13 protein-coding genes are annotated in these 13490 nt (G+C 48.7%); 12 read left to right on the top strand and 1 reads right to left on the bottom strand.

Annotation, left to right across the window (positions count from 1 at the left end; genetic code table 11):
* The first annotated feature begins 81 nt into the window (after positions 1–81).
* From MJ595_RS13325 to MJ595_RS13340, 4 genes are all read left to right on the top strand, one after another.
* Positions 82–1185 (top strand): hypothetical protein, encoded by a 1104-nt coding sequence (locus tag MJ595_RS13325; RefSeq protein WP_263078418.1) that lies wholly within the window; start codon positions 82–84, stop codon positions 1183–1185.
* 87 nt (positions 1186–1272) lie between these two features.
* Positions 1273–1626, top strand: coding sequence for a RidA family protein (locus MJ595_RS13330; RefSeq protein ID WP_263078420.1), 354 nt, complete (start codon positions 1273–1275; stop codon positions 1624–1626).
* A 199-nt stretch (positions 1627–1825) separates the two neighbouring features.
* Positions 1826–3361: a sodium/proline symporter PutP gene (putP, locus tag MJ595_RS13335; RefSeq protein WP_263078421.1), complete on the top strand. Its 1536-nt coding sequence runs from the start codon at positions 1826–1828 to the stop codon at positions 3359–3361.
* A gap of 9 nt (positions 3362–3370) precedes the next feature.
* Complete coding sequence (locus MJ595_RS13340; protein WP_263078423.1) at positions 3371–3598, top strand: hypothetical protein; 228 nt, start codon at positions 3371–3373, stop codon at positions 3596–3598.
* Here the strand turns inward: MJ595_RS13340 and MJ595_RS13345 are convergent.
* Entirely contained in the window at positions 3591–3920 is a 330-nt protein-coding gene (locus MJ595_RS13345; RefSeq protein ID WP_263078424.1) for a hypothetical protein, read from the bottom strand. The genes MJ595_RS13340 and MJ595_RS13345 overlap by 8 nt on opposite strands.
* A gap of 294 nt (positions 3921–4214) precedes the next feature.
* On the opposite strand from MJ595_RS13345, the gene MJ595_RS13350 reads away from it, so the two are divergent.
* From MJ595_RS13350 to MJ595_RS13385, 8 genes are all read left to right on the top strand, one after another.
* Positions 4215–5630: an isochorismate synthase gene (locus MJ595_RS13350; protein ID WP_263078425.1), complete on the top strand. Its 1416-nt coding sequence runs from the start codon at positions 4215–4217 to the stop codon at positions 5628–5630.
* Positions 5605–7356, top strand: coding sequence for a 2-succinyl-5-enolpyruvyl-6-hydroxy-3-cyclohexene-1-carboxylic-acid synthase (gene menD / locus MJ595_RS13355; protein ID WP_263078426.1), 1752 nt, complete (start codon positions 5605–5607; stop codon positions 7354–7356). The genes MJ595_RS13350 and menD overlap by 26 nt, the downstream gene beginning before the upstream one ends.
* Before the next feature lie 6 nt (positions 7357–7362).
* A complete protein-coding gene (gene menH / locus MJ595_RS13360; protein WP_263078427.1) occupies positions 7363–8136 on the top strand; it encodes a 2-succinyl-6-hydroxy-2,4-cyclohexadiene-1-carboxylate synthase in 774 nt (257 codons plus the stop codon).
* A gap of 11 nt (positions 8137–8147) precedes the next feature.
* Positions 8148–8987, top strand: a complete 840-nt coding sequence (menB, locus tag MJ595_RS13365; protein WP_263078428.1) for a 1,4-dihydroxy-2-naphthoyl-CoA synthase — start codon at positions 8148–8150, stop codon at positions 8985–8987.
* A gap of 80 nt (positions 8988–9067) precedes the next feature.
* A complete protein-coding gene (gene menC / locus MJ595_RS13370) occupies positions 9068–10150 on the top strand; it encodes an o-succinylbenzoate synthase (RefSeq protein WP_263078429.1) in 1083 nt (360 codons plus the stop codon).
* A complete protein-coding gene (gene menE, locus MJ595_RS13375; protein ID WP_263078430.1) occupies positions 10129–11586 on the top strand; it encodes an o-succinylbenzoate--CoA ligase in 1458 nt (485 codons plus the stop codon). The genes menC and menE overlap by 22 nt, the downstream gene beginning before the upstream one ends.
* Positions 11587–11661: 75 nt before the next feature.
* Positions 11662–12252, top strand: a complete 591-nt coding sequence (gene thpR / locus MJ595_RS13380; protein WP_263078431.1) for an RNA 2',3'-cyclic phosphodiesterase — start codon at positions 11662–11664, stop codon at positions 12250–12252.
* Positions 12253–12494: 242 nt separating this feature from the next.
* On the top strand, positions 12495–13490 hold the full coding sequence (locus MJ595_RS13385; protein ID WP_263078432.1) for a U32 family peptidase: 996 nt from the start codon (positions 12495–12497) through the stop codon (positions 13488–13490).

Genomic DNA, 13490 nt, shown 5'->3' on the forward strand with positions numbered 1-13490 from the left:
TGATATTTTTTTGTTTATTTTCGTTTTTTGCTTGTCTTGTAGGTGTTTGTATCGCTGTTGTCTTGTTTTTTGGTATGTGAAATGAGTGGGAATTTAACAGTTCGTCGCCTGGCTGGAGGTTATAAACTGGAATGTGGCTTAACAGAAACCAGTATTCGGCTTGATATGCAGGGACGTTGGAGCAGTTTCAGGCAGGAAGGGCAGTTTTACCGAAGATGTGTGGATGGTTCTCTGGTCTCGGGGAAAGGAACCTCGCAGCTGGGTCAGGAAGAAGGTCTACAGGTATTTATTAATGCACGACACTGGTTGATAAGCCAGGGGCTTCAGGCGGAAGTTATTGAAAACCCATTACTGCTGGAGATCCTACACAAGGCGGCCAGTTACCGGCCTGATGACTATCTGGAACTTGGTAGCCTGTATAATAAAGTCTATTCCGAGCCAGTGCCGATTCTTCCACCTGACAGGTATCAGGACTGTGTGGTTCAACCAGCCGTTGGTTGTCCAAACCGTCGATGTACATTTTGTGCCTTTTATAAAGACAAACCTTTTGCAGTGGTTAAGAAACCGGACTTTGAGCAACATATTGATGGCATTATTGGCTTACTGGGAAAAGCAGAAATTCAGGCCCGGGGTGGTTTATTTATGGGTTCAGCCAATGCCATGGCCCTATCTCAACGACGGTTGATGGAGTGTCTTGAGATCATTGAAAACAAACTGGGCTGCTTCCCAAGGGGGATTGCGGCATTTGCTGATCCGGATTTCTCGGCACCCCGGTCGCGGCAGGACTGGAAGGCGCTGGCCAGCCGGGATATACGGAGAATTATAATCGGACTGGAAACCGGGTGGGGAGAACTAAGGGGAAAGCTGGGTAAGTCTGACAATCTGCTAAAGGTAAGAACTGCCATCAAGGATATCAAGGCAGCGGGTATATCTGTTGGCATCACTGTGCTGGCGGGTGTCTGTAAGCCGTCAGCAGTCAATAGGCATATTGATGAAACGCTGATATTTTTGCAGTCCCTTAATCTGGATGAGAAAGATATGATTTATATTTCTCTGCTAGATGAAAACAGTGTTACCCACACGGCTCCTTTTTATGAAAAAAGGCAGTTGACGTTGTATTTGAAGCGCCATCTTCAGGCAAAAGTTGTACCCTATCAGATGCAGCGCTTTAACTACTATGCATGAATGAAGGTGGTTATTAGCAATAGGTTTCCATTGTTGCTATTGATAAAATTCCGGACATATTTAATTCTGTGTATGGAGTAGTTTTAGATGGCGATTGAGCGTCAGGAAATCAAGCAACGTATGAGCCGGATTGTTAAGCACAATGGTACTATTTATTTGTGTGGGCAGGTGGCTGCGGATGCCAGTAAAGGGATCAGGGAGCAGACAGAAACCATGCTGGCTAAAGTGGATGCTCTGCTTGAACAGGCAGGCAGTGACCGGGAACATATGCTGTCGGCAACAATCTACATCAAAGATATGGCATTATTTTCCGAGATGAATGCGGTCTGGGATGCCTGGGTGCCTGAAGGGTATGCGCCTGCAAGGGCTTGTGTGGAAGCCAGTATGGCCAGACCCGAGTTGCTGGTGGAGATTTCAGTGATTGCCGCCGTTAAAGAATAGCGGTTTTTTATGGATGAAATTATTTTGCAGTTTAACTGTGAAGGACGCTTCAAAGGAAATAATAAAATAATTATTACTGCAAATTAATTTATCAAAGTGACTTAAGGATAAAACAGGCCATTTTTAGGTCAAATGTACTGTAACTGGACAATATCTGTTCTACCTTTTACTGATGCTTTCTGATTAAGGAGAGGCTCCTATGGATGATAGCGCAGTGATTACAGTGACCTTTATGGTCTATTTTGTTGTTATGCTCGCCATTGGCTACATCGCATGGCTGAGAACCAAGACGTCTGCTGATTATTTTTTGGGAGGGCGCTCCCTGGGTCCCTGGTCTACAGCCATGAGTGCCGGCGCTTCTGACATGAGTGGCTGGCTACTGCTGGGGTTACCCGGCTATGCCTTTGCCAGTGGTCTGGAAGCTTTTTGGCTGGCAGCGGGATTGCTGGGAGGGAGCTGGTTGAACTGGCTTATGGTTGCCAGGCGGTTGAGAGTATATAGTGCTGTTGCTAAAGATTCCCTGACCTTACCTGAATTCCTCGCTAACCGTTTTAATGACTATAGAGGCTGGATACAGCCTGTTTCTGCAGCTTTTATTTTGGTTTTCTTTCTTTTTTATACCAGCTCCGGTCTCGTGGCGGGAGGAAAGCTGTTTGAGTCTGTTTTTGGTATTGATTATCACTGGGCTTTGGTTATAGGGGCATTAAGTGTTATTTCCTATACACTTTTTGGCGGTTTTTTAGCGGTTTGCTGGACAGACCTGGCGCAGGGATTGCTCATGTCTGCCGCCCTGTTGATTGTACCGGTCATGGCTTTGCAAGTCAGTGGTGGTATCGGGGTTGTTTTTCATAAAATCAGCGAGATTAACCCTGAGCTTCTTAATATATTTACAACCGCTGATGGACAGGCATTGAGCATCATTACCCTGCTGTCTTTGCTGGGGTGGGGGCTGGGTTATTTCGGGCAACCGCATATTATGGCACGCTTTAAAGCGGTTCAGTCCATTGATCAGTTACCGTTTGCCCGGCGAATAGCCGTGACCTGGACCGGTGTCGGTATTTTTGGCGCTTTGCTGGTTGGACTCTCCGGTATTATATACACCCGCCAGCTGGGGGTATCCCTTGATGACCCTGAAGCGATTTTTATGTTGATGGTGAATACCTTGTTTCATCCTGTAATAGCAGGGATTCTTCTCGCCGCTATTCTTGCGGCTATTATGAGTACCGCTGACTCCCAGCTTCTGGTTTGTTCAACGGCTTTTGCTGAGGATTTTTATCGGGATATGTTCAGGCCGGATGCACCACAGAAAGAAATTCTGTTGGTGGGACGTTGTGCGGTTGTTGGTATTTCTATCATAGCAACCGTGTTGGCAATGAACCCCGAAAGTTCTGTGCTTGGACTGGTCTCTTATGCGTGGGCAGGGTTTGGGGCTGCATTCGGGCCTGTGCTGGTTCTTTCGCTGTATTGGCGAAGAATGACAGCCAGGGGTGCCCTGGCAGGCATTATTGCTGGAGGAATGACGGTTGTGGTATGGAAACAGCTGGATGGGGGCTTGTTTGATCTTTATGAGATCGTGCCGGGCATTATTCTTTCAACGCTTGCTGTCTTTTTAGTGAGCCTTTTATCACCCCCTCCCGGTAAGGATGTTGTTGACTGTTTTGATAAAGTGCTGTGTGATAAAGCGGGCAGAGAGAGTAATGAGTCCGTTGATGATAATGAACCTGCGATTGGTTGAGGTATAAGCATGAAGCAGTTAAAGGTCAATGTGGGTAAGCGGGGAGAACATAGCAAGGTTTCAGGAGAGAAAGAGGATAATGAGCTTCGCCAGGTATTGGAACGGCTGAAAAAGAAAGGGCTCAACCCTATGCAAATGTGCCAGAAATTGATTGAGCATGATGTGGTGCCGCCTGAGGGGGAGAGCTGGAGTTATGATCTTGTTATGGAGCAGTGCAAAAAGTTAAGGATTAAATAGCACTGGTTTTTAACAACTCCCTGAAGCGTCTGGTCTTCTCTTCTTCACTCAGGCAAGAGTGCCCGGAGGTTTCAGGAATCAATGGACTGAAGTCTAAGTCCTTGTCAGTTTTATCAGAGGTTTGGTTTTCCCTGGATAGTTCTGATAGATAATGGTCAATAACATCCAGTGCTTCTACAAAGCCCTCGTACTCCTCATTTGAAGGTTCCAGCCTGTCTATTTTCTGATTAATGGATGCCCTGATTTGCTGTATCCGTTCGCTGGAAATTTTCCCATGGTTTTCTTTTAGCCATTGCCTGGCTGATTCACCGTTTGTCGCCATATTTGTTAATCAAGTTACCTGATAGTTTTTTAGCCCGGGTATTTCATAAACTACCCCGAGCATTGCGCTGGACTTTGCGGCTCTAAGGAATTTTGTGAAGGAGCGCCGTACCGGGGAGTACGGTCGACTGAACAAAATTTTCTTAGAGCCGCAAAGGACAAGTAAGGTCGGGAGCATGTTTATGAAATACCCGGGCTAGACTATATTAACACGGGTTCTGATGCTGTTGTTGCCGGGAATACAGGTTCTTCGTAGAATTTGCGGCTTTTTACGGCTACTTCATAGGTTGAAGTTTTGGATATTCTCTCAAGTAATGCTGTCTCAGCACTATTATGTAGACTGGATGCATTATTGCAGGCTAATCATTCACCTGAACAAAAACTGGTTCGGCTTGAACAGCCATTGCCTGCTACCCATCTGTTGGGCTGGCTGGCTTCTCAGCGTCAGGGACTGTCCAAGGCTTATTGGTATGGCAAGGATGGAGACTTTGCCATTGCCGGGCTGGGAGTGGCCTGGAAATACAAGCTAAGCTCCAGAACAGAGATTTCACAGGCTTTTGGCAAGGCCAGGAAGTTGCTGTCAGGATTATCAGCCCGTCATGCAAAATGTCTGTCGTACTTTTCTTTCTCGGATAATCCCTCACAGGTTTGGCCTGAGTTTGGTTTCGGACAAATTTTTCTTCCTCTTATTGAAGTAACCCAAACCCGAAAAGGGTGTTCCATAGCCTGTCATCTGGTATTGGATTCCAGATCCCCGTGGCGTGAGCGGGTGTTGCAACTTAAAGGTGAATTGCAACAACTCATCTGGAGCCAGAAAATTTCACCGCTGGCATGTCCCCGGATGGGGGAGGGTTCCTATGTTCCTGACCGGGTAAGCTGGTCAAACATAATGGCATCGGCTTTCCAGGAATTTACCCGGGGACTTGATAAGGTGGTTCTTTCCAGGCAAGCCGAGCTGCCACAGAAGGGATTGTCACCCTGGCTTCTTATGCAGAGCTGGCAGCATTCAAGTGCCCATTCCTATTGCTTTGCTTTTGAGGGAGACCCTGGCGCAGTGTTTTTGGGATGTTCACCCGAGCGCCTATTTAAAAGGCAGGGTAATATTGTGCAAACCGAAGCCTTGGCGGGCACAGCCAGGCGAAGTGAAAATATTATTGAGGAAATGGAAATAGAAGCCAGGCTAATGACGGATAGTAAAAATATCCACGAGAACCGGCTGGTTTTGAATGATATCTTATCAAGGCTGACCCCTTTGTGTAGCGCTTTGGAATCCGATCGTTCCCATTCTGTATTAAAGTTAAAAAACCTTCTGCATTTGCGGTATCTCATCCGTGGGGTGATCAAGCCAGATGTGTGTGATGAGCAGTTGCTTTTAGCCTTACACCCCACCCCTGCCGTTGGAGGCACGCCAAGAGATAAGGCCATGAACTTTATAAATGATAATGAGTCTTATAGCAGGGGGCTTTATGCGGGGGCCTGTGGTATCATTGGTTCAGATATAACCGAGTTAAATGTTTCCATCCGCAGTGCTCTATTCAAACCTCATTCCATTTCTCTTTATTCAGGCGCTGGTATTGTCAGGGGATCATCAGCGGAAAGCGAGTGGCGGGAGCTTGATAACAAGATTGCAACCGTTCAGGGCATTCTAGCCAATCTACAACGTACATTGAGTTGTGAAGAAGTTGATGAATTTTCCCACCAGGCATCCTAATTTAAATACTTTATGGTCAAGCCTTATTCTGGAAGAACTCTGGCGGCTTGGAATAAGGGACTGCTGTATTGCTCCGGGATCCCGGTCAGCACCTTTAACCCTCGCGGCAGCCAGTCATGCGGGGGTTCGGAAGCATATTCATTTTGACGAGAGAGGCCTGGGCTTTTTTGCCTTGGGCATTGCCAGGCAAAGCCGGCGGCCTGTTGCCATCATTACCACTTCAGGCACCGCAGTGGCCAATCTTTATCCGGCAATCATTGAAGCCAGGCAGTCAGGGGTTCCACTGGTGGTTATCACTGCGGATCGCCCCCCTGAATTGATCGACTGTGGCGCTAATCAGGCTATTGACCAGCAGGCTATTTATGGACGCTATCCCGGGGCAGTGCTTGAATTACCCACCCCGGCCAAAGAACTTCCGTTAAGTTGGGTATTGACGAGCCTGGACCAGGCATTTGCCCGCTCCTGCCAGCAGAAACTCCCCCTGCATATTAATTGTATGTTCAGGGAGCCTCTTTATCCTAAGGGTAACACGCAGGATTATTCGGATCTCATGGAGTCCTGCTCCCGGTGGCTGCCCTCAAACCGGCCCTATACTGTTTACCCCTTACCGAGTGAAGGGGTGATTCGAGGAGACAGCTCCTTCTTGCAGGAGTTTGTTCAGGGTCAGGGTATTTTAGTTGTTGGCCGGGTAGATCCGGGTATTGATAGTGAAGTTATCCTGTCATTGGCTCGCGCATTAGGCTGGCCGATCCTGGCGGATGTTCAGTCCCAGCTGCACGGGCATCCGGCGACATTACCCCATGTGGATCTGATTTTAGCCAGCGAAAAGGGTAAAACTTTGATGGCGAAGGCTGACAGGGTGTTGCAGGTGGGTAGCCATTTTGTTTCCAAGCGCCTGACCAGACTGGTTGAGCGAAACTGGCACTATTATGTGATGCTGGGTGAGGGAAACCGGAGACTGGATACGGGGCATTGTCAGACACATCGTTTGCCAGGTGCCATTGATACATCCTGTGAATCACTTACACGACAAGTGATTTGTATGAAAGGTGAGATAAAGGCCTCTTGTAATGATTGGGCAGATGCATTATCTGACCTCGGTTTAACCATCGCTGAAAGCGTCAGGACGCAGGTGGGAAATGACACTGAACTGACGGAATCATGGATTGGTGCTAATCTGGGGCATTTTCTGCCAGATGACTGTGGCCTGTTTTTGGGGAATAGCCTGCCGGTCAGGCTGGTTGATATCTTTTCAACGGCGCATACCGGTCATGTATTTACTAACCGGGGTGCCAGTGGCATCGATGGTGTCTTAGCCAGTGCCGCAGGCTGTGCTGTGGCCCGGAAGGGGCCTTTGGCATTGCTGATTGGTGATTTGTCCTTTCTTCACGACCTCAATTCCCTGGCACTGGCAAAAAAATCCGGTCATCCCATGGTGATTATTTTGCTGAACAACGATGGGGGAGGGATTTTTAGCATGCTGCCCCTGTCCGGTGTTGCCGAACAAGCCGAAACCTATTTCCAGACGCCCCATGGCCTTGATGCCAGGGGGGCTGCGACAATGTTTGGGATTTCCTATTCTGCGCCAACCTCTTGCCCACAGTTCCGTGACCAGTTGAATGCGGCATTCAGGCAGCCCGGTTGCTCGATCATTGAAGTGAAAACTGCACCAGGGCAGGCTGCTGCCCATATTGGCCAGGTGGTGAAAGCGGTTGAGGCCATATAAGTGAGTTTGTCTTATCGTACCTGGGGAGAACCTGATCATCCGGCAATGCTGCTGTTACATGGATTTTTAGGTGCCACTACAGACTGGACTGATCTGGCAAAAGCACTGGCAGAAACATTTTATCTTGTTGCCATTGATTTGCCCGGGCATGGAAAGAGCCAGAAGGTCTTGCTCGATGGCGATCCAGTCCAGAGGACCTGCCTGATGATCGATGATGTTATAGCAGGGTTGGGGTTAAGCCGGTTTTCTGTGCTGGGATACTCTCTCGGCGGCAGGATTGCTTTGGCTTATGCGCTTTCCAGGCCTGAATGTATCACCCGGCTAATCATTGAGTCAGCGCACCCGGGGTTGTCTTGTGAAGGTGACAGACACCGGCGCTGGCAATCAGACCACGCCTGGATTCAACGTTTTATGTGCCAACCCCTTGAGCAAGTGCTTGATGACTGGTATCAACAACCGGTCTTTCATGATATTCCCGCCGCTCGAAGAAAAATACTGGTGGATCAACGTAAAAGGCAGAATTCGGCTATTCTGGCAAAAATGCTGGAGGCGTTCAGTCTGGCCAAACAACCGGATTATTCAGGGAGGCTGGCAACAGCCGGTTTTCCTGTGCACTACCTGGCCGGTGCCAGGGATCAGAAATTTAAAGGGGTGGGCGAGCAACTTGGCCGTACCGGTTGTCTGACCCGCTTACATACGATCAATGATTGTGGTCACAACATTCACAGAGAGCAGCCATTGGCAATGGCTGCCGTTATCAGAGATTTATTGGACGGATAAAGGAGTTAGTTATGAGTGAGCACGCAGGACAACCCGTGTTTTGGGAAAATTTGTCCGGAGAGTATGAGGACATTATGTACCACAAGGCCGATGGTATGGCGAAGATCACCATCAATCGCCCCAGGGTACATAATGCCTTTCGTCCCCAAACGATTGTGGAAATCCAGAAAGCCCTGGAATCTGCACGTTTTGACGAGGAAGTGGGCGTTATCATTCTGACAGGCGCCGGAGAAAAGGCCTTTTGTTCCGGTGGTGATCAAAGTGTGCGTGGTGATTCCGGTTATAAAGATGATAAAGGTACACACCATCTGAATGTCCTGGATTTACAGCGCCAGATCCGAACCTGTCCCAAGCCGGTTGTGGCCATGGTGGCAGGCTATGCCATTGGTGGTGGCCATGTGCTCCATTTGGTCTGTGATTTAACCATTGCTGCGGATAATGCCCGTTTTGGCCAGACAGGTCCCAAGGTGGGTTCTTTTGATGGCGGCTTTGGAGCCAGTTATTTAGCACGGGTGGTGGGGCAGAAAAAAGCCCGGGAAATATGGTTCCTGTGTCGTCAGTATGATGCCCGGAAAGCGCTGGATATGGGGTTGGTTAACACTGTTGTTCCTCTGGCTGATCTTGAGAAGGAAACCGTGCAGTGGTGCCGTGATATCCTTCAGCACTCGCCCCTGGCCCTTCGCTGCCTGAAGTCCGCAATGAATGCCGATTGTGATGGCCAGACCGGTTTGCAGGAACTTGCCGGTAATGCAACATTACTGTTCTATATGAGCGAAGAGGCTCAAGAGGGCCGCGACGCCTTCCTGGAAAAGCGGACACCGGACTTTAGCCGTTTTGGTCGCAATCCCTAATGCTATTCTCCACTTGAGCTAATGTACTTGCTGCTCTCGTTCCCGGCGTTCCCGCCGGGAATGCATAAAACAGGTTCTTAATGTTTTCATCAGACTTAGGCCGGTGTACTGGCATTTTAGTGGACAGTGCATCCAGTATTACCAGAGCGCGTGTTTTCCGTTATTGCTTGCCCCTTCGTTATCCCCTGCCATTGAAGTCAACCCGGCTAAGGGAGCGAACAGGGTTGGTGATAGAACTGATGGATAAAAAGGGGCAGGTATCCTACGGTGAGGCCGCTCCCCTGCCTGACTTCAGTCTGGAATCCTTTGGGGACACCCAAAAGAACTTGATTAAGGCATGCCATTTTATTCTTGCCTCGGGTAGTTATCATCCTGACCGGGTATCCGAAGGGGATCTACCCTCTGTGGCCTTTGCCATAGAATCTGCACTGTATGGCCTTTCAATAAGGTGCTGGCAAAAAGCACCGGCAGTTGCCCCTCTGCTACTTGGTAATACCAGTGAGATCCGGCAAAGACTTTCAGGGTGGGTGGGGGAGTGGCCGGAGGAATTTAAAGTTAAAGTGGCCAGAGGGACTTTATCAGAGGATATTGACCGGGTATCTCAGGTGCTTCGACAGTTGCCGGAAACCGTTTCTTTGCGAATAGATGGAAACCAGCGCTGGGGCATGGCCGAGGCTGTTGAGTTCGTAAGAGGACTGGAAAAACGACAGGGGAGTGGTGTGAGCGGGCGTATCGCTTATATAGAAGAACCACTGGGCAATCCCCGGGAACTGCCATTTTTTTATCAGAAAACCGGTATGGCCTATGCACTGGACGAAAGCCTGCAGTGTGGTGTATTGCCAGACCTTCACTCTTTCCCGGGCCTGAGGGCTTTGGTTATTAAGCCAACATTGGTTGGAGGGCTTGGAAAGTGTGAAGCATTAATAGAGGCTGCCCGGGGAGTAAAAGCCCGGACTATTTTCAGCTCAGCCTTTGAGTCTGCGCTGGGTGTTCACTGGTTGCAACAGCTCAGTGCGTTCTGGCTACCGGGAGAGTGCCCGGGGTTGGATACCCTGTCTGCGTTTTCTGCTCAACTGATAGACCGTATGCCAGAGCCAGGCCAGTCCTTACCTGCGGAAACCTTGAATCAAATGGAGTTAGTGTGGCAACAGTCCAGACAGTAATGCCCTGCCCCTTAAGAGAACGGGCCTTGGCTTCTCCCCGACAGTGTTTAGTACAGCTGGCAGGGCAGCACTATGCCGGTGTTATTACCAGCCAGGTATCTGCCGCCTTGCTGGACACCTGGGTTGAACAGTATCGTCATGCCTTAAGGGATCAGGGTGTCAAAAAAGATGACCGGCTGATGGTGTTGACCACCTGCTCCCTGGATACAATTATTCTGATGGTTGCCTGTTTGCGCAGTCAAATTATTTTCTGCCCTTTGAATCCTTTATTTCCAGAAAAAAGAATAGTTGAGTATGGTCGGAACATTGGGGCTTCATGGCTTGTTTCTGGAGGAGAGCAGGTGGATAAGGCAGTGGGCTGCATGATTGTTGTCAGTAGGCCTGCCAAAGCGGTAGAGGCTCGAATACCAGAGAAAAAGCTGACCATTGATGCAGAAACCGTTATGGATTTGGTGGCCACTTCCGGAACAACAGGAGTACCTAAGGCCGTAGCTCATAGTTATTACAACCATTTTTATAGTGCTGTGGGTTCCCAACAGGTGATTCCCTTGACTGGCAATGATTCCTGGTTATTGTCCCTGCCTCTGTTTCATGTGGGAGGGCTGGCCATTGTATTCAGGAGTTTATTGGCGGGAGCCTGCATGTGGCTTTATCAAAAAACAGTTCCCCTGAGTCACTTTCTGAAAAAAGCAAGCATAACCCATCTATCATTGGTCAATACCCAGTTATATCGACTGTTGGAAATAGAGTCTGCGGATTTATTTGGCCTTGGCGTCAGGTATATATTACTTGGAGGTGGTGTTGCCTCCCCCGGCCTCGTTAAAAAAGCCCAGTCCCAGGGAGTCAGGGTATTAACCACCTACGGCATGACTGAAATGAGTTCTCAGGTATGCACAGGTGAACCTGTCTTTAACAAAACAACCGTTTCTTCCGGAAGTGTACTGAGTTATCGAGAACTCAGGCTGGCAGCCGACGGTGAAATCCTGGTGAAAGGTAAACCTCTGGCGTTGGGTTACTATAAAGAGGGTAGCCTGATACCTTTTGTGGATAATGAGGGCTGGTATCATACCGGGGATCGAGGGGAATGGTTTGCGGGACAGCTCCTTGTTAAAGGGCGGATGGATAACATGATGATTTCCGGTGGTGAAAATATCCATCCCGAGGAGATTGAGCAGGCCTTAATGGGGCTGCCCGAAATTATACAGGCGGTAGTGGTTGCTGTGGGTAATAAAGAGTTCGGTCAGCGTCCGATAGCCTACGTGCAAACAACTTCCGGTTTACTGGATGAGTTATTTACAAAACATCAACTGGAGGGCAAGATTGCAAAATTCAAGATTCCCGACAGGGTTCTTTTATTTCCTGAATCGGACGTTTATTCTGGAATAAAGGTTAATCGCCGATTATTTCAGCAGCTTGCTGACAAGCAATTTTCATAATCCATTCCACATTACCTGTTGAAAGAAAGTCTGGCGCCTGTTTTTTTCAAGGGTATGACATTGTAAGTTTGACGAATGAACAACAAAGCAGAGCATCAACCTATTCGGGCATTTCTTGCCGTCAGGCTACCCCTGGATCTGGCAGCAACTCTTTATAAAAAGGCACGGCACCGGTTAGTTGGGGCTCAGCAGGAAATGTTCAGGTGGGTTGTACCACAGCAGCAGCATGTGACATTAAAGTTTCTTGGCAATAGTAGTCAGGAGCAGTTGAACCAGCTGGTAGCGTATCTTGAAGAGCAATTAGCAGGCCTGTCTTCATTTGACTGCATGACCGGACGCTTTGACTTTTTTCCGGATGCCAGTCGTCCCAAGGTTCTGGCTCTCCATATGCATTCCGGGCAGCAATTAAGAAAGATTGCGGCTATCTGTGAAGAAGGGGCGGTTCGTATTGGCTTTAAGCGTGAAAGGCGTAATTTCACGCCTCATGTAACACTGGCGCGTTTCAGTAAGCGCCGGCAGGTGACCTATAGTGATTTTTTTAATTTGCCCAGTTTTGTGATGGATGTGGGGGAAGTGGTTTTGATGCAAAGCCATACAACAGAAGAAGGTTCTGTCTATAAAACACTTCATGCTTTCCCCTTGAAACCCTCAAGGTATAGAGCCTAAACCACGCCCGGCTAGAAAATCGTAATTTGATAGATCTACGCATGGCGTGCTTTAGAAACAGCTTCGCTGGATAAGCAAGCTATAAATATCAGTTTTTCGACAGTCTCAGGACGCCGGGAATGAGACTGCATGTCAAACACATTGAAATAGTACAAGTAGTAATCCCTCTCTTGATTATGGTCATACTGCCGCCATTCCTGTTGTGCTAGCGTCTATATCCATAAAATAAATCGGGGATATTTATGGAGCTGGTTTGCCCTGCAGGGAATTTCCCATCTCTAAAAGCGGCTGTGGATAACGGTGCTAATGCTGTTTATATCGGGTTTAGAGATGAAACAAATGCCCGTCATTTTGCCGGTTTGAATTTCAATGACCGTCGTGCTTATAAAGCGCTGGACTATGCAAGAAAAAAGGGAGTTCGCCTTTTTGTTGCTGTTAATACTTATGCTCAGGCACGAAACTGGCAGCGTTGGGAAAAAGCGGTGGATTTATGCTCGGATCTAGGGGTGGATGCGCTTATTGCAGCGGATATGGGGGTCTTGTCTTATGCGGCCCGGCGCTATCCCTCACTCAACTTGCACCTTTCTGTGCAGGGGTCTGCCACCAATCCGGGAAGCTTGCAGTTTTACCATAATCAATTTGGTATTACCCGCGCTGTTCTTCCCCGGGTCCTTTCGTTAAAGCAAGTGGAAAAACTTGTTGCCAGGAGTCCTGTAGAACTTGAAGTTTTCGCATTTGGCAGTTTATGTATTATGGCGGAAGGACGCTGCCTGCTGTCGTCTTATGTGACGGGGGAGTCTCCCAATACTTCCGGTGCCTGCTCTCCTGCTTCTGCTGTACGCTGGCAGGAAACCCCACAGGGAATGGAAACCCGTCTGGGTGGTAAGTTAATTGACCGGTTTCATCAAGATGAACAGGCAGGATACCCCACTCTCTGTAAAGGGCGCTTCAGAGTGGAAAATCGCGTTGGCCATGCCCTGGAAGAACCAACCAGTCTGAATACACTTGACCTGATACCGCAGCTTGCTCAAATGGGAATCAGCGCCGTTAAAATTGAAGGCCGTCAAAGAAGCCCGGCCTATGTGGCAGAAGTAACCCGAGTTTGGCGGCAGGCTTTGGACAGCTACCAAAAAAGCCCAGCCAGCTATAGACCAAAACCGAACTGGGAACAGAGCCTGGAAAAACTTTCTGAAGGCTCTCAGACAACACTGGGCGCATACAGCAGGCCCTGGCAATAA

Origin of the sequence: Endozoicomonas sp. Mp262 (assembly GCF_025643335.1) — a bacterium.
GTDB lineage: Bacteria > Pseudomonadota > Gammaproteobacteria > Pseudomonadales > Endozoicomonadaceae > Endonucleibacter.